Annotated in this window: 16 protein-coding genes and 1 other annotated feature; of the genes, 10 read left to right on the plus strand and 6 right to left on the minus strand. The window is 62.3% G+C overall.

The window, feature by feature from the left end:
- Positions 1 to 67 precede the first annotated feature (67 nt).
- The 4 genes from hisB to hisG are packed head-to-tail and all read right to left on the minus strand — an operon-like array spanning position 68 to position 4,544.
- Positions 68 to 1,198, minus strand: a complete 1,131-nt coding sequence (hisB, locus tag BN1130_RS16190; RefSeq protein WP_042043211.1) for a bifunctional histidinol-phosphatase/imidazoleglycerol-phosphate dehydratase HisB — start codon at positions 1,196 to 1,198, stop codon at positions 68 to 70.
- A 12-nt stretch (positions 1,199 to 1,210) separates the two neighbouring features.
- Positions 1,211 to 2,326 (minus strand): histidinol-phosphate transaminase, encoded by a 1,116-nt coding sequence (hisC, locus tag BN1130_RS16195; protein WP_042043212.1) that lies wholly within the window; start codon positions 2,324 to 2,326, stop codon positions 1,211 to 1,213.
- Positions 2,323 to 3,636 (minus strand): histidinol dehydrogenase, encoded by a 1,314-nt coding sequence (hisD, locus tag BN1130_RS16200; RefSeq protein ID WP_042043213.1) that lies wholly within the window; start codon positions 3,634 to 3,636, stop codon positions 2,323 to 2,325. The genes hisC and hisD overlap by 4 nt, the downstream gene beginning before the upstream one ends.
- Before the next feature lie 11 nt (positions 3,637 to 3,647).
- Positions 3,648 to 4,544, minus strand: a complete 897-nt coding sequence (gene hisG / locus BN1130_RS16205) for an ATP phosphoribosyltransferase (RefSeq protein WP_042043215.1) — start codon at positions 4,542 to 4,544, stop codon at positions 3,648 to 3,650.
- Positions 4,545 to 4,568: 24 nt separating this feature from the next.
- Positions 4,569 to 4,697, minus strand: a sequence feature (His leader region).
- A gap of 184 nt (positions 4,698 to 4,881) precedes the next feature.
- Between hisG and BN1130_RS16210 the strand changes: the two genes are divergently transcribed.
- The 7 genes from BN1130_RS16210 to rnd all read left to right on the plus strand — a co-directional run bounded on the left by BN1130_RS16210 (position 4,882) and on the right by rnd (position 12,506).
- On the plus strand, positions 4,882 to 5,139 hold the full coding sequence (locus BN1130_RS16210) for a hypothetical protein (protein WP_042043216.1): 258 nt from the start codon (positions 4,882 to 4,884) through the stop codon (positions 5,137 to 5,139).
- A 59-nt stretch (positions 5,140 to 5,198) separates the two neighbouring features.
- The gene (gene yoaA / locus BN1130_RS16215) at positions 5,199 to 7,151 is read left to right on the plus strand and encodes a DNA repair helicase YoaA (RefSeq protein ID WP_042043217.1); all 1,953 of its coding nucleotides are present in this window, start codon (positions 5,199 to 5,201) and stop codon (positions 7,149 to 7,151) included.
- A gap of 23 nt (positions 7,152 to 7,174) precedes the next feature.
- Entirely contained in the window at positions 7,175 to 7,876 is a 702-nt protein-coding gene (gene tsaB / locus BN1130_RS16220) for a tRNA (adenosine(37)-N6)-threonylcarbamoyltransferase complex dimerization subunit type 1 TsaB (protein WP_042043218.1), read from the plus strand.
- 38 nt (positions 7,877 to 7,914) lie between these two features.
- A complete protein-coding gene (locus BN1130_RS16225; RefSeq protein WP_042043219.1) occupies positions 7,915 to 8,448 on the plus strand; it encodes a Slp family lipoprotein in 534 nt (177 codons plus the stop codon).
- Between the two features lie 9 nt (positions 8,449 to 8,457).
- A complete protein-coding gene (locus BN1130_RS16230; RefSeq protein ID WP_042043220.1) occupies positions 8,458 to 9,327 on the plus strand; it encodes an alpha/beta fold hydrolase in 870 nt (289 codons plus the stop codon).
- Between the two features lie 276 nt (positions 9,328 to 9,603).
- Entirely contained in the window at positions 9,604 to 11,316 is a 1,713-nt protein-coding gene (fadD, locus tag BN1130_RS16235) for a long-chain-fatty-acid--CoA ligase FadD (RefSeq protein WP_042043269.1), read from the plus strand.
- 77 nt (positions 11,317 to 11,393) lie between these two features.
- Positions 11,394 to 12,506 carry a ribonuclease D gene (gene rnd / locus BN1130_RS16240; RefSeq protein WP_042043221.1) on the plus strand — a complete coding sequence of 371 codons (1,113 nt, stop codon included), beginning with the start codon at positions 11,394 to 11,396 and terminating at the stop codon, positions 12,504 to 12,506.
- Positions 12,507 to 12,689: 183 nt separating this feature from the next.
- Here rnd and BN1130_RS16245 read toward each other — a convergent pair whose 3' ends face one another.
- Positions 12,690 to 13,058, minus strand: a complete 369-nt coding sequence (locus BN1130_RS16245) for a TraR/DksA C4-type zinc finger protein (RefSeq protein ID WP_042043222.1) — start codon at positions 13,056 to 13,058, stop codon at positions 12,690 to 12,692.
- 161 nt (positions 13,059 to 13,219) lie between these two features.
- Entirely contained in the window at positions 13,220 to 14,164 is a 945-nt protein-coding gene (dusC, locus tag BN1130_RS16250) for a tRNA dihydrouridine(16) synthase DusC (RefSeq protein ID WP_042043223.1), read from the minus strand.
- A gap of 275 nt (positions 14,165 to 14,439) precedes the next feature.
- Here dusC and BN1130_RS16255 point away from each other — a divergent pair, with 275 nt between their 5' ends.
- From BN1130_RS16255 to dnaX, 3 genes are all read left to right on the plus strand, one after another.
- Positions 14,440 to 14,817 (plus strand): DUF454 family protein, encoded by a 378-nt coding sequence (locus BN1130_RS16255; RefSeq protein ID WP_042043224.1) that lies wholly within the window; start codon positions 14,440 to 14,442, stop codon positions 14,815 to 14,817.
- 153 nt (positions 14,818 to 14,970) lie between these two features.
- On the plus strand, positions 14,971 to 15,516 hold the full coding sequence (apt, locus tag BN1130_RS16260) for an adenine phosphoribosyltransferase (RefSeq protein WP_042043225.1): 546 nt from the start codon (positions 14,971 to 14,973) through the stop codon (positions 15,514 to 15,516).
- A gap of 263 nt (positions 15,517 to 15,779) precedes the next feature.
- Positions 15,780 to 18,482 (plus strand): DNA polymerase III subunit gamma/tau, encoded by a 2,703-nt coding sequence (dnaX, locus tag BN1130_RS16265; RefSeq protein WP_042043227.1) that lies wholly within the window; start codon positions 15,780 to 15,782, stop codon positions 18,480 to 18,482.
- The last annotated feature ends 43 nt before the right edge of the window (positions 18,483 to 18,525 follow it).

Raw genomic sequence — 18,525 nt, forward strand, 5'->3', positions numbered from 1 at the left:
CTTGTGGGCAGGCCCCTGTTTGGCACTGTCGCGGCGCTATCGATAACGGTCAGGTTGCACGCGCCCATCACAGCACCCCCTTGCTGGAGGGGAGATCCGTGCCTTCCACCCGGATGGCCTGGCGCAGGGCGCGGCCGAAGCCCTTGAACAGCGCCTCCACCTGGTGGTGACTGTTACCTGCATCCACCGAGAGGTGCAGGGTGATGGCCATGGCGTCCGACAGGGAGCGGAAGAAGTGGGGCACCATCTCGGTGGCCATCTCGCCCACGCTGTCGCGGCCAAAACCGGATTCGCAGCGGAACACGAAGTAGGGGCGACCACTCAGGTCCAGGGCGGCGCTCACCTTGGCGTCGAGCAGGGAACTCTGGGCTGGCAGGCGAGGCTGGGCATCGATCAGCGCCTCGACCTCGTCCATCGCCAGCACGAAACCAAAACGGCCAATGCCGCGTTTGTTGCCAAGGGCCTCGCGCAGGGCCTGACCCAGGGCCAAGCCGACATCTTCCACCGTGTGGTGATCGTCAATGTGCAGATCGCCGCTTACCGCCAGTTGCAGAGTGAAACCGGCGTGGGTCGCTATCTGATCGAGCATGTGATCGAAGAAGCCGATGCCGGTGCTGATCTGGTTGCCGCCGCTCTTGTCCAGGTCCAGTGCAACCCGGATGCGGGTCTCCTTGGTGTTGCGCTCCACCAGGGCGGTGCGCCCCTTGCTGAGCAGCTGATCGCGGATGGCGAGCCAGTTGTGATCGCCTGGCTGATAGCGAATGCCGCCAATGCCCATGTTCTCGGCCAGCTGGATATCGGTCTGCCGGTCGCCAATCACAAAGGAGTTGGCAAAATCGATGCGACCCGAGGCGAGATACTCCTTCACCAGCCCCAGATGGGGTTTGCGGCAGCTGCAGCCATCGGTGGGGAAGTGGGGGCAGATGAGCACCTTCTCCCAGTGCACGCCCTGGGACTCGAAGATGTGCATCATCAGATCCTGGGGCGGCTGGAAGTTTTCAAGGGGCAGGCTGGCAGTGCCCAGCCCATCTTGATTGGTGACCATCACCAGCACATAGCCTGCGGCCTGCAGCTCGCGCAGCACCGGGATCACCATGGGCTCGAAGCGCAGCTTGGCGAGGCTGTCCACCTGCTTGTCGGTGACCGGCTCTTCAATCAGGGTGCCGTCACGGTCGATAAATAAAAATGGGGTCTTCATCTCTCTACATCCTTATAAGCGGCTGACGGGGGCAGTGTCGTCCGCGCTGTTGCTGGCAGACATCGTGTTGGCAGTGAGGTCCCGCAATACCTTGAGCACGGCATCCATCTCATCCTGATAGCCGACCGTGATGCGAATGCTCTCTCCCAGGCCCGGTTTGTTGGAAAAGTCCCGCAAGATGATGCCGGCGGCCTTCATGGCGGCGAAGACGCGCGCGCCATCATGGAAGCGCACCAGGATGAAGTTGCCCTTGTCTTCGAAGATCTCGCGCACGCAGGGCAGGGTGGTCAGGGCGAGCTTGAGCGCAGCCTTCTGCTCATTGAGGTCCATGACGCGGGCCTGCATCAGCGCAAGACCGGCCGGGGTCAGGGCCTGGGCGGCAATCTGCGCCACCGGATCGGGGATGGGGTAGGGGGCGATCACCTTGGCGAGCAGGGCGATCACTTGCGGCGATGCGAGGGTAAAGCCGCAGCGGATCCCGGCTAGGGCGAACGCCTTGGAGAGGGTGCGGGTCACCACCAGATTGGGGAAGCGGGCCAACAGATCCACCACAGAGGCGTCCGGGCAGAACTCGATATAGGCCTCGTCCACCACGACAATGGCGCTATCCCGGGCGGCTTCCAGCAACGCGATGAGGCCATCGCGCCCCACCAGATCCCCGGTCGGATTGTTGGGGGAGCAGAGGAACACCAGCTTGACCTCGGAGAGGGCATCGCGAATGGCGGGCCAGTCCGGCTGACGATCCGTGGTCAGCGGCTGTTCGACGATGCCCACGCCGCAGGTCTCGGCGCTGATGGCGTACATGCCATAGGTGGGCGGGCAGATGAGGATCTGATCCTGACCCGCCTCGCAGAAGGTGCGAATGAGCAGCTCGATGGCCTCATCGGCACCGCGGCTCACCAGCACCTGATCGGCGTTGACCCCGGCATAGGCCGCGTAGCCATCGACCACCTGGGCTGGCTGGCATTCGGGATAACGGTTGAACTTGTTGCTCTGCACCGTGAAGGCGGGGGAGAGCGGAGCCTCGTTGGCATTGAGCCAGACGTGGCCGCTGCCGCCGATGCGGCGGGCGGACTGATACGGGGTGAGGGCGCGCACCACACGGCGAGCCAGCTTGGCGATGCTCATGACAGATCCTTTTGTTGCAGCTTGGTGGCGAGGGCGTTCAGCCGGAGGGTGACGGCCTGCTTGTGGGCATCGAGCCCTTCCGCCTGGGCAATGCGCTGGACGATGGGGCCCAGATCGCGCATGCCTTGCTCGCTCAGCTCCTGCACCGTGAAGCGGCGCTGATAATCGGCCAATCCCAGGCTGGAGCAGGTGCGGGCATAGCCGTAGGTGGGCAGGGTGTGATTGGTGCCGCTGGCATAATCCCCCACCGATTCGGGGGTCCATTGTCCCAGGAAGATGGAGCCTGCGTTTTCGAGCCGGTCGAGCAGCTCCCGGGGGCTGCGGGTCTGCACTATCAGGTGCTCAGGGGCGTAGGCATTGGAGATGGCACAGGCCTCCTCCAGGCTGTCACACAGGAGGGTGAGACTGCTTGCCAGGGCCTGAACGGCGATGTCCCGGCGGCTGAGCTGCGCCAGCTGGCTTGCCAGCTCGATGTTGACGGCCTCGGCCAGGGCGGCGCTGGTGGTGACCAGTACCACCTGGCTGTCCGGGCCGTGTTCGGCCTGGGAGAGAAGATCCGAGGCGACGAAGGCGGCATTGGCACTCTCGTCGGCAATCACCAGCACCTCGGAGGGGCCAGCCGGCATGTCGATGGCAGCGCCGCGCCAGTCCCGGGAGACCTGGCCCTTGGCCTCGGTCACATAGCTGTTGCCCGGGCCGAAGATCTTGTCCACCTTGGGGATGGACTCAGTGCCGTAGGCCATGGCGGCGATGGCCTGGGCGCCGCCGATGGCGAACACCTTCTCGACCCCGCAGGCGCGGGCGGCGAACAGGATCTCGTCGCTGGCTGGCGACGGCGTGCAGAGCACCACCTCGCGGCAACCGGCAATGGCGGCGGGAATGGCCAGCATCATCACGGTGGAGGGGAGGGGCGCGCTGCCCCCCGGCACATAGAGACCGACCCGGTTGATGGGTTGAGTGCGCAGCTCGCACAGGACGCCGGGCTGGGTCTCTACCCGCAGCACAGGCTGCACCTGCGCGCGGTGGAAGGTGCGAATGTTCGTGGCGGCGGCCAGGATGGCGGCCTGGATGTCGTCATCGAGCCGGGCGCAGGCGGCATCGATTTCCGCTTCGCTCACCCGCAACTGTTCACGGGGGGCGCGCTCGAAACGCTGGCTCAGTTCGCGCAGGGCGTCATCGCCCCGGGTTTTGACCGCGGAGATGATCTCCGTCACCACGGCGCCGACATTGGCTTCATCGTCCAGGGCCGGGCGGGTCAAGGCCTCGGCTTGCTGGGCGGGGGTGAGCTGGTTCCAGATGAGGGTCTGCATGGTGCCCGCCTTTATTCCATCATCTTTTCGATGGGCAGCACCAGAATGGAGCTGGCGCCGAGGGCCTTGAGCTGCTCCATGGTCTCCCAGAACAGGGTTTCGCTGGAGACGACGTGCAGGGCGACCTGATTGGTGTCACCGGCTAGCTGCATGATGGTGGGGCGCTCGGCGCCGGGCAGCAGGTCGGTGATGGCATTGAGCTTGTCTTTGGGGGCGTGCAGCATGATGTACTTGCTCTCGCGCGCCTGCTGCATGCCCTGGATGCGGGGCAACAGCTTGTCGATGATGGCTTGCTTGGCGGCGTTCAAGGGATTGGGAGCCTGCACCAGTGCCGCCTTGGAGCGGTAGATGACCTCCACCTCTTTCAGGCCATTGGCCTCGAGGGTGGCGCCGGTGGAGACGAGATCGCAGATGGCATCGGCGAGCCCTGCGCGGGGGGCGACTTCCACCGATCCCCCCAGCATGACGCTCTTGAACCCGAGACCTTGCTCGTCGAAGAAGCGCTTGAGCAGGCCGGGATAGGAGGTGGCGATACGCTTGCCAGCCAAGCTTTGGGGGCCTGTGTAGCTGGCATCTTCCGGCACGGCCAGGGAGAGACGGCAACCGCCGAAATCGAGCTGTTTGAGGGTCTTGACCTCGAAGGGCAGGCCCTGGGATTGGCGAATGAGCTGCACCTCTTCCAGCACGTTCTCACCTATGATGCCAAGGTCGACCACCCCCTCCATCACCAGACCCGGGATGTCATCATCACGCACCCGCAGAATGTCGATGGGCATGTTTTCGACGTGGGCGATGAGGCGCTGTTCACGCAGATTGATCTTGAGGCCGCAGCTCTTGAACAGGGCCTGGGAGTCCTGGCTCAGGCGACCGGATTTTTGCATGGCGATGCGCAGACGTTGTGTTTCCATTGCTCGATTTCCTTCTAGTCAAAAACGAAAAAACCCTCGGAAGTGTGTGCTTCCGAGGGTTTATGAATCTTGCGGTCCTTTTGGAAGTCACCTGTTAAGTGTCTTCCAGCAGCCAACCTCCTGAAAGACTATTCGGGATGATGATGGTGGTGATGAGTCTTCAGTGAGGTGAACTTCATGTAAACAATCCTTTACAAATAAGATGTCGTAACTGACGCCCGGTTTACATTACCGACCTTGACGAAAATTGCAACCCGGGATTGTAAATTTCAAGAAGAAAGTAAGGAAAGGTCGCCGCTGGTCGATAATAAGACAATGTCACTACGGAGGATATCCCATGCCCAATCAGGATCTGCTCTTCCCTATCTTGCCGAGGGCCCCGGCCACCCCGGGCAGTGATGCCATTCGCCGTGAGGTGAACCCCATCGATCACAAGCACAGTGCCCACGAGATAGGCACTGAGCGGGATGGGGGCCAGGGTACCCCTCAGGAGCCGCCGCATCCCAGGACGCCACCGCCAGTCAGTCAGGGCGATGCCGATGAGCCAGGGGGACACAAGCCGGATCCGGACCACAAGATCGACTTGTTCGTCTGAGCGTTTGGCTTGCCCCCGCTTTTGGCTATAATCGCCCCCTTTGCTTGCGGGAAACCTCCTTGACCATCCAGACCCTGTTCTCAGAAGGCGGCCCTCTTGCCCGTCATATCGACGGTTTCCTGGCCCGTGCCCCTCAGTTGGAGATGGCTGAGGCGGTGGCAAACACCATCAAGGACCACGACCGTCTGCTGGTCGAAGCGGGAACGGGCACCGGCAAGACCTACGCCTACCTGGTACCTGCCCTGGCATCGGGCAAGCGGGTGGTGATCAGCACCGGCTCCAAAAACCTGCAGGAGCAGCTCTTTTACCGGGACTTGCCCACCATCACGGGGGCGCTCGATTATCACCAGCCCGTGGCCCTGCTCAAGGGGCGCAGCAACTACCTCTGTGTCGAGCGCATGAACCGCTTGATGAGCGAATCCCATCTGCAAAAGCCGGAGGTGATGAGCGACCTGGTCAGGGTCAAATCCTGGTCGAGCACCACCAATACCGGCGATGTGGGGGACATTCCCGGCCTGCAGGAGAACGCCGAAATCTTGCCCCAGATCACCAGCACCAATGACAACTGCCTCGGTCGGGATTGCCCCTATTACGACGATTGTCACCTGGTGATCGCCCGGCGCCGCGCCATGGATGCGCAAGTGGTGGTGATCAATCACCATCTCTTCTTCGCCGATATGGCGGTGAAAGACACGGGATTTGGTGAGTTGGTGCCGGAAGCTCAGGTCTATGTATTCGACGAGGCGCACCAGCTCGGCGAGATAGCCACCAACTATTTTGGCAAGTCGGTATCGAGCCGCACCATCCAGGACCTGGCTCAGGATATCCAGCTTGCCTACCGGGCCGAGGCCCATGACATGGGGCAGCTTGGCAAGGCGGCGGATCGGCTCAGTATTGCCAGTCAGGATCTGCGCCTCGCCTTCGGGGTCGATGGCGGGCGGGGCAACAGCCGGGATCTGCTGCGCCAGCCCCAATGGGGCCAGGCCCTGGCCCGGCTCAATGATGCCATCGAGTTCTGCTATGAGGTGCTCAAACTCGCCTTGGGGCGCGGCGAGCAGCTCGATCACTGCTTCGAGCGACTCTGTGAGCTCAGGACGCGACTCGGGGAGGTGCTGGCCATCAACCAGACCGGTTACTCCTACTGGTACGAGTGTACCCGGCTCCATTTCTCCCTCAATCTGACCCCCTTGTCGGTGGCCGAGCGGTTTGGCGCCGAGGTGATGCGCCCCGAGGTGGCCTGGATTTTTACCTCGGCCACCCTGACGGTGGACATGGGGTTCGATCACTTCAAGGCGGAGCTGGGACTGGCGGGCAGCCGTGAGCTTATGCTCGACAGCCCCTTCGATTACAGCGAGCAGGCGCGCTTGTGCGTGCCGCGCCAGCTGCCCGAGCCCAATGCCTTTGGTCGGGGCGAGATGCTGGCGCTGCGGCTCATCCCCCTCATCAACAAGACGCCCGGGGGCTGCTTCTTCCTCTGCACCAGCCATCAGGTGATGCGTCAGGTGGCCGAAGTGCTGCGCCGGGAGATAGGGCGCACCGTCTTGCTGCAAGGGGAAGACAACAAACAGCGACTGCTGTCGACCTTTGTCGAGAATGGTCGCGCCGTGCTGGTGGCGACCAGCAGCTTCTGGGAGGGGATAGACGTCAGGGGGGCGGCACTCTCCTGTGTTATCATCGACAAGCTGCCGTTTGCGAGCCCCGACGACCCCCTCCTCAAGGCGCGGGTCGACGACTGCAAGCTCAAGGGGGGGGATCCCTTCGCCGATATCCAGCTACCCAAGGCCGTGATCGCCCTCAAGCAGGGGGTGGGGCGGCTGATACGTGATCGCCGTGATCATGGCGTCCTGGTCATCTGTGATCCCCGCATGGTCAACAAGCCCTATGGCGCCACCTTTATCAAGAGCCTGCCAGCCATACCGCGCACCCGGGACCTGGATTGCCTTGGCGAATTCTTTAGCGGTTTGGCCGAGGCGGCGCGCCCGGACTCGGCCCAGACCGATCTGTTTCAATGATGCCTTTTAGAGAAGAGTTGCGAATGAACGAGTTGAAGATCCTGGCCCTCGATACAGCCACCGAAGCCTGCTCCGCCGCCTTGCAGGTCGGAGAGTCCATCTATGCGCGCTGGGAAGAGGCGCCGCGCGATCACACCAAGAAGATATTGCCCATGGTACAGGCCTTGCTCGATGAGGCCGGGATCACCCTGAGCGAGCTCGACGCCATTGCCTTTGGCCGTGGTCCAGGCTCTTTCACCGGGGTGCGGATCGGGGTTGGCGTGGCTCAAGGCCTGGCGTTTGGGGCCGGGGTGCCGCTGATTGGCATCTCGACCCTGGCGGCCATGGCCCAGGGGGCCCACCGCCTGGAGGGGGCCGAGCGGGTAGTCAGCGCCATCGATGCCCGCATGGGGGAGATCTATATCGGCCGCTATCTGTTGCAAGATGGTCTCATGGTATTGGACGGCGAAGAGCGGGTCACGGCCCCCGAGGCCGTGGCGCAAGAAGAGACCCTTTCCGGTCTCTGGTTTAGCACGGGTACAGGATGCGAGACCTATGCTGATCTCCTGAATGGTCTGGCCGATGACCAGAGACCCTGCCCGGCGGCTCGTCTGCCGGCTGCCCAGGACATGTTGCCACTGGCCAAGGCCGCCTGGCTGGCTGGCAGTGCGGTGGCCCCGGAGCAGGCGACCCCCGTATATCTGAGAGACAAGGTCACCTGGAAGAAGCTGCCCGGACGGGAGTGAGCCGGTTTTGCAGTCGAACCAGAGCAAAGGAGAGGGATATGAACACATGCCATCTGTTTACAAAGAGCCTGCTGCTGGGCCTGGCCGGTCTGCTGCTGGCCGGTTGCAGTTCAGTGCCCAAGGAGCTGGCCTATGAGCCGCAGGCGGACTTGGTTGCCTATCAACCTGCCCTGACGGGCCAGGAGGGCAAGCCGGCCCGCTGGAGTGGAGTCATTGCCGCTGTCCATAACGAGCAGACGCGCAGCCTCATCGAGGTGGTCTATCTGCCCCTCAAGAGCAATGGCGTGCCCGAGCAGACGGAGCAGAGCCCTGGCCGCTTCCTGGCGGTGATGCAGGGTTTTGTCGATCCGACCCTCTATGCCAAGGGGCGCAGCCTGACGGTGCTTGGCACTCTGGACAAGCCGGTTGAGAGCAAGATTGGCGATCACAAGTATGAGTTTTCGGTGATCAGGGTAACCGGCAGCAAGCTGTGGCCCCCCATCAAAGAGGTGGAGGTTCGCTACATGGATCCCTACTTCAATGACCCTTTCTACGATCCCTTCTGGCCGCGCCGGTCGATGCGCCACTGGTGATACCGCGCCATGGATGAGAGAGCCGCACTGGGAAATCTGATGAGAGAGGGGCAGTTGCGGCTGGCCGATGGGCGCCTGATCGCCTATCTGGAGTCCGGCCAGCCGGGACAGCCTCTGCTGCTGGCACTGCATGGCTGGCTCGACAATGCCGCCAGTTTTTTGCCTCTTGCCCCCCATCTGGCTGGTTTTCATCTCATCTGCGTCGATCTGCCGGGCCATGGCCAGTCGGATCACAAGTCTTCTCCCTATGTCTTTATCGACTGGCTCGACGATCTGCACCAGATCATCGATGCGGGAGGCTGGCAACAGATCAACCTGCTCGGTCACTCCCTGGGGGCCTTGATCGCCTCGGCCTATGCCGGGGTCTTCCCGGATCGGGTCGCGCGGCTGATCATGCTGGAGGGGCTGGGGCCCCTTAGCCAGTCCGATGACGTGGTTCCCGAGCAGATCCGGCGTGCCATTCTCAACCGCTCTCGTACCCGGGAGCGAGCCAGTCAGGGCTTTACCAGCCTGGAGGAGGCGGTGGCGGCCCGTTGCAAGGTGGCCGATATCTCCCCCGAGGCGGCGCGGCTCATCTGTGCGCGACAACTCGTTGCGCGAGCCACCAGGCTGCATTGGCGCAGCGATCCCAGATTGCGGGATCTCTCGCCGCTGCGCATGAGTGAGGGGCAGGCGAGGGCGCTGATGGCGGCGATTGCCTGTCCTGTATTGTTCATTCAGGGTGAGCAAGGCTTTGCCCAGCTGACGGCGCAATGGCAAGCCCGCCAGGGATGCTTCGCTGACATCCAGCGACGCTGGGTGGCGGGAAATCACCACTTTCATATGGATAATCCCGTGCAAACCGCTGTTGCTATCGAAAAATTCTGTCAAATTCGCTAGAATCCCCCGCTTTCAATCTTTCAGGTTTGCCTCGTCCCTCACATTTCACGCTTGTTAAGTGGCTGTTAATTTCTATTGTCGTATGTAAAGATGTCCGGCATTAGAGCTCGAGCTCAAAACAAATGATTAAAAATGAACGTGGACAGGGATGGAGGCAACACAGTGAGCGCACAGGTGCGAGTTATGCATGAGCATAAAGATGAGCATGAGAACATCATGCCGCAGCAGTCCGACTTGACCACAGGGTCAGTCGATATGGATGAGCATGAGCAAGCCATGTTGCAGCCGCCGGTCGAGCCGACCGTCACACCGACCGAGAAAATCTGGCTAACACGCTACCCGGACGGCGTGCCTGCCGAGATCAATCCCGATATCTACGGCTCTCTGGTCGAGATGTTCGAAGCCTCGGTGAGCGAGTTCGCCGACCAGCCCGCCTTCGTCAACATGGGCCAGACCATCACCTATCGCCGGCTCGAGGAGCAGTCCCGCGCCTTCGCCGCCTACCTGCAAAACGAACTGAAGCTGGAGAAGGGTGACAGGGTCGCGGTCATGATGCCGAACCTGTTGCAGTACCCCATTGCGGTGTTTGGCATACTGCGCGCCGGCATGATAGTGGTCAACGTCAACCCCCTCTATACCCCGCGCGAGCTGGAACACCAGCTCAAGGATTCGGGTGCCAAGGCCATCGTCATCGTCTCCAACTTCGCCCATACCCTGGAGAAGGTGGTCTACGACACCCCCATCAAGCATGTGATCTTGACCCGGATGGGGGACAACCTGGGGCTGGCCAAGGGGACCCTGGTCAACTTCGTGGTGAAATACGTCAAGAAGCTGGTGCCGAAATACAATCTGCCCCACGCCAGCACCATGCGCCATGCCCTGGCCAAGGGCCGCTTCCTGCAGTACATCAAGCCCGAGATCCATGGGGAGGAGATCGCCTTCCTGCAGTACACGGGAGGGACGACCGGCCTCTCCAAGGGGGCCATGCTGACCCACCGCAACATGATTGCCAACGTCGAACAGTGCCTCGGGGTCTATGGCCCCGTGCTGCAGCGGGGCAAGGAGTTCGTGGTCACGGCTCTGCCGCTCTATCACGTCTTCGCGCTCACGGTAAACTGCCTGCTGTTCATGCGTCTCGGGGGTTACAACCTGCTGATCAGCAACCCGCGCGACATCCCGGGGTTCGTCAAAGAGATCAAGAAGTACCCCTTCACCTGCATCACCGGGGTCAACACCCTGTTCAATGCCCTGGTCAACAATGACGAGTTCCAGAGCATGGATTTCAGCAAGCTGACCCTGACCATCGGCGGCGGCATGGCGGTGCAGCGGGCGGTGGCCGAGCAGTGGAAGACCATGACGGAGACGCCGCTGCTGGAGGGGTACGGCCTGACCGAATGCTCCCCGCTGGTCAGCGTCTGTCCCTACGACTTGACCGATTACAACGGCTCCATCGGCCTGCCGGTCTGCTCCACCGATATTCGTCTGGTGAATGATGCCGGTGAGCCCATTCATACCCTGAATACACCCGGGGAGATGCAGGTCCGTGGTCCCCAGGTGATGACTGGCTACTGGCAGCGTCCCGAGGCCACCGCCGAGGTGATGCAAGATGGCTGGCTCTGCACCGGGGACATTGCCGTGTGCGACGAGCAGGGTTTTTTCAAGATCGTCGATCGCAAGAAGGACATGATCCTGGTGTCGGGCTTCAACGTCTATCCCAACGAGATTGAAGACGTGGTGGCGCTCCATCCCAAGGTGCTGGAAGTGGCGGCGGTCGGGGTGCCTCACAAGGTGTCCGGCGAGCTGGTGAAGGTATTTGTGGTCAGAAAGGATCCAGGCTTGACCGAAGAAGAAGTTATTGCCCATTGCCGTCAACATCTTACTGCCTATAAGGTGCCTAAGCTGGTAGAATTTCGCGACGAACTGCCCAAGACCAATGTGGGCAAGATCCTGCGCCGCGTGCTGCGCGACGAGGAGATCGCCAAGCAGTAACCTATCCAGGGCGATGCGAAACCGTGGGTCACGCCACGGTTTTTTCTTTTGGGCCAACCGACAAGATGCAGGCAAAGATGCAATATCAACTCATTTCACAGCAAGCCGAGCTGGAAGCCTACCTCGCCACTCTGGCCCAGGTGCCACTGGCCATCGATACCGAATTCGTGCGCACCCGCACCTACTATCCCCAACTTGGTCTCTTTCAAATCTTTGATGGCCATCAGCTGGCCCTGCTCGATCCCCTGACCCTGGATCTCGCGCCCCTGTGGGAGCGTCTGGGCCAGGATGGCCAGATCTCCATCCTCCATGCCGCCGGGGAAGATCTCGAACTCATTCAGCACCAGGCCGGTCATCTGCCCAACCGCGTCCATGACACCCAGCTTGCCACCGCTTTCCTGGGTTATGGGGTCTCCGTTGGGTTTGGCGCCATGGCCAAGGATTTTCTCGGGGTGGAACTGGTCAAGGATCAGGCCCGTACCGACTGGCTGGCCCGTCCCCTGACCGATCGTCAGCTCGAGTACGCGGCGGCGGATGTGCTCTATCTGATGCCGCTCTACGACACTGTCATGGCCAAGCTGCACGAGAGCGGCAAGTTTGCCTGGTTCGAGGAGGAGTGTCAGAACCACTGCGCCCGCCGGAGCCAGGGGAGCGATCCCTATCAGGCCTACCTCGACATCATCAACGGCTGGCAGCTGGGTCGGCGCGAGCTGGCCATCTTGCGCGAGCTGGCCGCCTGGCGGCAAAAAGAAGCGGTGCGCCGGGACTTGGCCCTCAATTTCGTGGTCAAGGAGTTGCACCTGTTCAAGGTCGCCGAGCGTCGTCCGACCTCACTGCGCGAGCTCAACGAGCTGGATCTCTCCCCCATCGAGATCAAGATCCACGGCAAGCGGCTGCTCGACATCGTCGCATCGGCTCAGCAGAGCGACCCTGAAGGGTGGCCCGAACCCATCCGTCGTCTGGTGGATTACCCCCAGTACAAGGCGGAGCTCAAGCGCATCAAGGCGCTGGTGGAAGAGAAGGCCAAGGCCAGCAATATTCCCCCTGAGCTGGTGGCCAGCAAGAAGACCATTCACCAGTACTTTACCTGGAGCTGGCGGATGAGCGCAGAGGAGCGGGCACGCGGGCCCAAGCCCATGTTGCTGCAAGGCTGGCGTCATGAGCTGGTCGGTCACCTGCTGGCCCAGTGATGGGTGCAGGGATGGCCGAGCCTGCTCGCGCCCTCTGCCGGGTTGGTCGCGATCGGCATGAATAGAAAACGGGCCCCTGTCTTGGCAGGGGCCCGTTTTGTTTGACGCTGGTGGGGTGTGTCGTTCGAACACTTTGGTCGATACGACAGGCGGGGTTGGGACCCGCAGCGGGCAGTGATGCCCCTACAACTCGTGGCCGTGAAAGCCCTTGCGATAGCGCAGTTCGCAGCGCGGACAACGTTGTTGGGTGGGATCTTGCTCCAGCTTGGTCAGGTTTAGCGGCTCCTCGCAATCGGAGCAGAGGCCAAACAGTCCCAACTCTATCTGGCAGAGGGTCGCGTCGATCCGCTTGAGCGCCGTCACGTTTTGTTCTACTTGCGGCAGATCCAGCCGACTCGTCAGATCCACCAGCTGATCCCGTTCACAATGGCTGGCCCGTTCGGCCCAGTCTTCCTGGCGACTTGCCTTGAGCTGACCTATCAGCTCCTCTCGAATTCGTGCCCAGTCGGCAAGCAGGCGATCTCGCCAGCCCGCCAGCTGATCTTGCGTCATTTCACACACGGATGCCCCCAACAGACGGTTATAGAGTCAGGGCAGTATAGGGAGTCGATAGGAGAGTCAAGATGACATGCGTCAAGTAAATGACGGGTTCTGGCCCCTATTCCCGCCTGTGGGGGCAGGCAGGAGAGGGGAATGACCTCCAGAGGGAGGGCTCAGGGGTGGCGGTCGCTCTCTTGCAGCAGACGAGCGCGGATCTCCTCTGCGCTCTTGAGTACCCGGATATCGGTGAACAGCAGGTCGGCCTGGGGATATTCGCGTTTGAGGTAGGAGAACCACTGCTTGATGCGGCTCGGGTAGTAGTCCGCCTTCTCGCCGGCCAGATCCTGCTCCGTGTAGCTCACCATGAGTCGCAGTGCCTCGGCCCAGCTCATGTGGGCGCAGCCTGTCTTCATGACGTTGGCCAGATTGGGCAGGGAGATGGCGCCGCGTCCGACCATCAGGCTGTCACAGCCGGAGACCCGGGCGCAGGTGAGGGCATCCTGCCTGTCCCAGATCTCGCCGTTGGCGGTCACCGGAATGGGCAGGGCGCGGCGGATGGCATCCACATACTCCCAGTGGGCGGGGGGACGATAGCCTTCGCGCTTGGTGCGGGCGTGGGCCGCCAGCTCATTGGCCCCAGCCTGGTAGACCGCCTGGGCATTCTCGAGATAGAGCGCCTTGTCATCGTAACCGAGTCTTATCTTGGCGCTGACCGGCAGATGGGCGGGCACCGCCTCACGCACCGCCTTGACGATGCGATAGACGGCTTCTGGCTCCTTGAGCAGCACGGCGCCGCCCTTGCTCTTGTTGACCGTGGGCGCGGGGCAGCCGAAGTTGAGATCCACCCCGGGGGAGCCGAGGCTGACGGCGCGCAGTGCGTTTTCGGCCAACCATTCGGGGTGCTGACCCAGCAGCTGTACCCGAACCGGCGTGCCGGCGCGGGTCTTGCCCCCCTGCTTGAGCTCGGGGGCGAGCCGATGGAACACCTTGGCCGGCAGCAGCTGATCGACCACGCGCACAAATTCGCTGACGCAGAGGTCATAGTCGTTGACCGAGGTGAGCACCTCCCGCATCAGGTGATCGAGCACCCCCTGCATGGGGGCCAAAATTACGCGCATAACCGGTTTTCCGAAGGCAAGGGCTGAAAAGGACGCCAGATTGTAGTGGGAACGCCTGCGGCTGTCAGCTTCGACATGGTCGCAGGCACCTCGCTGGCGCACAAAAGCAGCAGCCAGGGGCGGCGAGTCAGCGGATGGCTCTGGTGAAGGGGGCTTGCCAGGGCGCCGCTTGTCAGCAGAGGGCCACCTCGCGCGGGATGGCCTATCTGTCTGGGGGGCGTGTCTGCTAGGATGGACCCTCGAGTCAAGATCCCATGGTAGCGAGGCGAGCGCGCATGAAATCCTGGTTGTTGTTTTGCCTGGGGTGGCTCAGTTTTGTCACTGGCCTGCTTGGTCTGGTATTGCCCCTGTTGCCCTGCACCCCCTTTATGCTGCTGGCGGCGGCCCTGTTTGCCCGCTCGTCCCCGCGTTTTCACCACTGGCTGCTCTATCATCCCTGGTTTGGCCCGCCCATCCGGGACTGGCAGGAACACAGGGGGATCCGCCGGGATGCGAGGCGGCGCGCCATTATCTTCATCCTGATAAGCTTCGCCATCTCCCTGGCCCTCACCCCCATGATGTGGGTGCGCGGATTATTGCTCGCCATCCTGGCGATACTGCTTGGCTGGTTAATGCGCCTGCCCGTGCTGGAGCCAGTTGCAATGGAGAAGTGAAGTGCCTAAGCTACTGCGGCAATCATGCTATGGAGTTGGCCTGTCGTTTTTGCACTTTGGGTGTCTCACCTTGAACTGCACGATGGGCCTTTTTGTTTTCCCGAGGGCCAGGTCTCACGTACCGGACCCGGGTCAAAAATAAGCGGTCAAATAATGAATCCGGATATTCTGAAATTTATCGAAGCTAGCATCAAGACCATCCCCGACTATCCGAAGCCGGGCATCCTGTTTCGCGACATCACCAGCCTGATAGAGAACGCTGAGGCCTTCAAGGCCACCATCGATCTGCTGGCTGAACATTACCGCGATCAGGGGATCACCAAGATTGTCGGCACCGAGGCCCGCGGCTTCATCTTCGGTGCACCGGTCGCCTTCGCCATGGGGCTGGGGTTTGTCCCTGTTCGTAAACCGGGCAAGTTGCCCCGCGCCGTGATCGAGGAGTCCTACTCGCTGGAGTACGGTACCGATACTTTGCAACTGCATACCGATGCCATCGTGCCCGGTGACAAGGTGCTGGTCGTGGACGATCTGCTGGCCACCGGCGGCACCGTCGATGCCACCGTCAAACTGATCCGCCGTGCCGGTGGTGAAGTCGCCGATGCGGCCTTCATCATCTCGCTGCCCTCCCTGGGGGGCGATGCCCGCCTGACGGCGGCCGGTATCAAGGTCGTCTCGCTGGTCGAACTGGCTGGCGAATAAGCGGCGTTAACCGTTTGCATGAAACAGGGAGCCGCGCCGAGTCGGGCTCCCTGTTTTTATGAGGGCTTGTGGGATAACGCCGATCGCCATGGACGCGGGCAGGTTGAACCCTGCAAGATAGCCTGCTCCCTCGTCTATCGGGTTGAATTTCAGTCAGTTATCCCAGGCTTTGCCGCAACTTGGGCCATCGCCGTGACAGCACCCCCGCCATTTGTGTTAGCATTCTGCCTCAATGCCTTGTCTTCCCCGCATCCAAAGGTTCTATGAGCTATCAGGTTCTGGCGCGTAAATGGCGCCCCCATACATTCGAGCAAGTGGTGGGCCAGCAACATGTGCTGACCGCCCTGACCAATGCCCTGGATCAGGGCCGCCTGCACCATGCCTATCTGCTCAGCGGTACCCGTGGCGTCGGCAAGACCACCATCGCCCGCATCCTGGCCAAGAGTCTCAACTGCGAACAAGGGATCAGCAGCACCCCTTGCGGGGTCTGCGGCACCTGCAAAGAGATCGATCAGGGCAACTTCGTCGATCTGCTGGAGATAGATGCGGCGTCGCGCACCAAGGTGGAAGACACCCGCGAGCTGCTCGACAACGTGCAATATCGTCCGGCCCGCGGCCGCTTCAAGGTCTACCTCATCGATGAGGTGCACATGTTGTCGCGTCACAGCTTCAACGCCCTGCTCAAAACCCTGGAAGAGCCGCCCCCCTATGTGAAGTTCCTGCTGGCCACCACGGATCCGCAGAAGCTGCCGATCACCATCCTCTCCCGCTGCTTGCAGTTCCACTTGAAGAGTCTGGATCAGAGCCAGATCGCCAAGCAGCTGGAGTGGGTATTGGGGGAGGAGGGGCAGCCGTTCGAACCCCGCGCCTTGCTGGCATTGGCCAAGGCGGCCGATGGTAGCATGCGCGATGCCCTGAGCCTGACCGATCAGGCGCTGGCCCATGGCAACGGCAGCGTGGGGCTCGCGAGCGTGCTGACCATGCTGGGTACCCTAGACCATCATCATCTGCACCAGCTGCTGGAGGCCATCCTGCGTCAGGATGCCCCGGCCACCATGGCCAAGATCACCGAGATCGCCACCCTGGGGCCCGATTTCGATCAGCTCCACGCCGAGCTGGAAGCCCTGCTTCATCGCGTTGCCATGGCCCAGCTGCTGCCAGCCAGCGTGCAGGAGCAGGGGGCGGATGCCGATGCCTTGCTGCAACTGGCCGGGGCCATGAGCCCGGAAGAGGTACAGCTCTGCTACCAGATCGTGCTGGGGGGGCGCAAGGACTTGCCATGGGCTCCGGATGGTCGCACCGCCCTCGAGATGACCTGCCTGCGGATGCTCGCCTTCTCGCCGCGCAGAGCCCAGCTCCACCCGGCGAGCCTGGCCCCCTTGCCAAGCCAGGCGGGGCAGGGGGCCGCTCCTCTGGGGTTGGGAAAGTCCCAGGGGGTGACCGCTTCGCCGACGCTAGCCCCCCAGGGCACTGAATCAACATCGGCCCCCTTGGCTGACCAGGCAGAGGCTGCCGCCGAGTCTGTGGCGGATCTCCGCCAGGCTGGCATCACTGCCGAGAACGACACAGCGCAGCAGGCTGACCTGAGCCCCTCTTCGGCGGCACTGGTCAAGCAGGATGGCGATGATGAATCGTTTGAGCCCGCCCTCTCTCCGCTCTTTGCCGAGCAGGAGGCGTTGCTGCAGGCGGCGGATCAGATGGGCTATCAGCCATCTCCTGCCCCTGTGGCAGAGGATCCGGCCCCGGATCCCGGTTTGGATGAGATCAGCGCCTCGGGGACGATGGCCAGCCCGGACATCCCTGTTCCGGCCCATGGGGAGCCTGCGATGCTTCATCCCGCGGCCACTCAGGACGCGGAACCTGTGTCCATGGCGCAACCCATACCGCAACCCATGGCACAGCCCCCGGAGGCAGCGACGGGCAGTGACGGCAGTGGCGGCATCCTGAGCCTGCTCGGTACGCGCAACATGCTGCGCAGCCGCTTGCGCGCCTCTGATACCGATGCTGCGCCGCGCACCGCAAGAACACCGAGTGCTCCCAAGGCCGGGGCGGGGCAGACGGCTGCCCCGCCATCCCCGGTCAGCCCACCTGCGGTGCAGGCCGGGCCTGGCTTCGTCCAGACGGCCATGGTGGCGCCTGCCTCTTCTGTTCCGGACGATTGGTCCTACGACGAGTTGCCGAGCCATGACGACGAAGAGGACAATCAGCAGGATTATCAGGAGTACCTGGCCCAGGGGGAACAGGGGGTTGTTACACCTCCGAGCCAGGCCGAGCGCGGCAGGGCACCAGCCCCGGCGCTGAGCCAACGGACGCCCCCCTGGGATCCCCAAGGACCCTCGACCGGTATCCAGCAGCCCATTGTCCGTGACGCGGCGGCGGCTTCCCCCCCTGCCGCAGGGCAGCCCGCTCGCCCCGCCGCAGCGCAAACCGTGCTTGAGCCAAGCCGGGCGGTACCGGCACAGATGGAGGCTACGGCCCCGGTGCTGGAGACCATCGACTGGGACTCCATTGATAGCGATCAAGCGCAAGAGGAGCCGGGGGACGAACCCAGTAAGCTGCTCCCTGCCAGCCTGCTCGACAATTGTGGCGATCCCTGGGGCGAGCTGATTGCGCGCACTCGGGTGGGGGGCCGTCTGCGGCAGCTCGCCATCAATGGGGTGATGGTGCAAGAGGGATCCCGGGTGCTGTTGACCCTCAAGCCCGAGCAGCGCCACCTGGTCAGCGATCGTGCCCTGATGGAGCTTGCCGCCATCATAGGGCCAGCACTCGGTGGCGAGGTGCAGGTCGAGGTGACGCTTGGGACAGTGCCCGATCGTGAGACGCCCCTTGAGATAGAGCAGCGCCTCTATCTTGGGGTGCGCGAGCAGGTGAAACGGGATCTTGAGCAGGATCCCAACATACAGCTTTTACGTCAGCGGTTTGGTGCGGAGCTCCATATGGACAGTATTGAGCCCCTCAATCGCTGAATCTGGTGCGGGGAGCCCGGCTCCCCGCTTGAAATGCCGCTCG

The sequence above is a fragment of the Aeromonas rivuli genome (genome assembly GCF_000820045.1).
Classification (GTDB): domain Bacteria; phylum Pseudomonadota; class Gammaproteobacteria; order Enterobacterales; family Aeromonadaceae; genus Aeromonas; species Aeromonas rivuli.

What these genes read in the sequence shown, in the direction of transcription:
- hisB (WP_042043211.1), bottom strand. Translation starts at nt 1,198, where the DNA reads ATGAAGACCCCATTTTTATTTATCGACCGTGACGGCACCCTGATTGAA.
- fadD (WP_042043269.1), top strand. Translation starts at nt 9,604, where the DNA reads ATGTTGCAGCCGCCGGTCGAGCCGACCGTCACACCGACCGAGAAAATC.
- dusC (WP_042043223.1), bottom strand. Translation starts at nt 14,164, where the DNA reads ATGCGCGTAATTTTGGCCCCCATGCAGGGGGTGCTCGATCACCTGATG.
- rnd (WP_042043221.1), top strand. Translation starts at nt 11,394, where the DNA reads ATGCAATATCAACTCATTTCACAGCAAGCCGAGCTGGAAGCCTACCTC.
- BN1130_RS16225 (WP_042043219.1), top strand. Translation starts at nt 7,915, where the DNA reads ATGAACACATGCCATCTGTTTACAAAGAGCCTGCTGCTGGGCCTGGCC.
- apt (WP_042043225.1), top strand. Translation starts at nt 14,971, where the DNA reads ATGAATCCGGATATTCTGAAATTTATCGAAGCTAGCATCAAGACCATC.
- hisD (WP_042043213.1), bottom strand. Translation starts at nt 3,636, where the DNA reads ATGCAGACCCTCATCTGGAACCAGCTCACCCCCGCCCAGCAAGCCGAG.
- BN1130_RS16230 (WP_042043220.1), top strand. Translation starts at nt 8,458, where the DNA reads ATGGATGAGAGAGCCGCACTGGGAAATCTGATGAGAGAGGGGCAGTTG.
- BN1130_RS16255 (WP_042043224.1), top strand. Translation starts at nt 14,440, where the DNA reads ATGAAATCCTGGTTGTTGTTTTGCCTGGGGTGGCTCAGTTTTGTCACT.
- BN1130_RS16245 (WP_042043222.1), bottom strand. Translation starts at nt 13,058, where the DNA reads ATGACGCAAGATCAGCTGGCGGGCTGGCGAGATCGCCTGCTTGCCGAC.
- hisC (WP_042043212.1), bottom strand. Translation starts at nt 2,326, where the DNA reads ATGAGCATCGCCAAGCTGGCTCGCCGTGTGGTGCGCGCCCTCACCCCG.
- tsaB (WP_042043218.1), top strand. Translation starts at nt 7,175, where the DNA reads ATGAACGAGTTGAAGATCCTGGCCCTCGATACAGCCACCGAAGCCTGC.
- BN1130_RS16210 (WP_042043216.1), top strand. Translation starts at nt 4,882, where the DNA reads ATGCCCAATCAGGATCTGCTCTTCCCTATCTTGCCGAGGGCCCCGGCC.
- hisG (WP_042043215.1), bottom strand. Translation starts at nt 4,544, where the DNA reads ATGGAAACACAACGTCTGCGCATCGCCATGCAAAAATCCGGTCGCCTG.
- dnaX (WP_042043227.1), top strand. Translation starts at nt 15,780, where the DNA reads ATGAGCTATCAGGTTCTGGCGCGTAAATGGCGCCCCCATACATTCGAG.